1 protein-coding gene is annotated in these 1,123 nt (G+C 63.0%); it reads left to right on the forward strand.

The window, feature by feature from the left end; translation table 11 throughout:
- Positions 1-156: 156 nt before the first annotated feature.
- A complete protein-coding gene (locus tag NKJ91_RS33630; RefSeq protein WP_352458931.1) occupies positions 157-1,107 on the forward strand; it encodes an IS110 family transposase in 951 nt (316 codons plus the stop codon).
- The last annotated feature ends 16 nt before the right edge of the window (positions 1,108-1,123 follow it).

Genomic DNA, 1,123 nt, shown 5'->3' on the forward strand with positions numbered 1-1,123 from the left:
GGGTAGCCGCCCCCCCTCAGCGGCGAGGGTCGGATCGGTGGAATTGCTGACCGTTTGACGGGTCGAGCTAGAGTCGGATCGCCCTCGTCTTTCCCTTGAGGCCTGAACGGATACCCGGAGTTCGGCTCCGAACGACAAGCACAGGACAAGTGAAAGATGACCAACGATACCATCGGGATCGACATATCGAAAGACCATCTCGACGCCCACAGGCTGAGCGACGGCGCGAGCCGGCGTTTTGCCAACGACAGCCGCGGCCACAAGGCGTTCATGAGCTGGTTGAGCCCGAGCCGGTTGGACCCGCCCGGCGTACGCATCGTCTATGAGCCGACAGGTCCATATCACCGGGCCTTTGAGCGGAAGCTGGCGGCGGCTGGCCTTGCGCTGGTCAAGGTCAACCCACGCCAAGCCCGGCGCTTCGCCGAGGCCACCGGCAGGATCGCCAAGACCGACCGGCTGGACGCCGCCATGCTGGCGCGCATGGGCGCTCTTCTCGACCTCGAAGCACGACCGGTGCGCAGCCCCATCCTCAATGACCTCAAGGACCTGCATATGGCGCGCGAGGCGCTGGTGAAGAACCGGACGGCGGCGAGGAACAGGGCCAAGGCGCTAACCCTTCCCATCCTCAAGCGCCACAATGCCCAGCAGCTCAGGCAGATCGAACGTCAAATGGCTGCTGTCGAAAAGGAGATCACGGCGCTCATCCAGTCCGATCCCGATCTCTCCCGTCGCTTCGCTATCCTCGTCTCGATCCCGGGCGTCTCGGCAATCACCGCCTTCGCGCTTCTCATCGAAATGCCCGAACTCGGCACGCTCGGTCAGGGTCAGGCTGCTTCCCTCGCAGGCCTCGCTCCCGTCGCACGACAGTCCGGCAACTGGATCGGCCGCGCCTTCATCCGCGGCGGGCGAGCCAATGTCCGACAGGCACTCTACATGCCCGCCCTCGTCGCCATGCGCTTCAATCCCGATCTAAAGGCAAAATATCACCAGCTCACGGCCGACGGCAAAGCCTCAAAACTCGCCATCACAGCCATCATGCGAAAGCTCATCATCCTCGCAAACGCACTACTCAGGGACAATCGGACCTGGACACCATCTCTCCCTTGACCAACACGGATACTCT

It is taken from the genome of Mesorhizobium sp. M0040, assembly GCF_040323505.1.
GTDB lineage: Bacteria > Pseudomonadota > Alphaproteobacteria > Rhizobiales > Rhizobiaceae > Mesorhizobium.

Coding starts and splice junctions, on each gene's coding strand:
- NKJ91_RS33630 (WP_352458931.1), top strand. CDS start 157: ATGACCAACGATACCATCGGGATCGACATATCGAAAGACCATCTCGAC.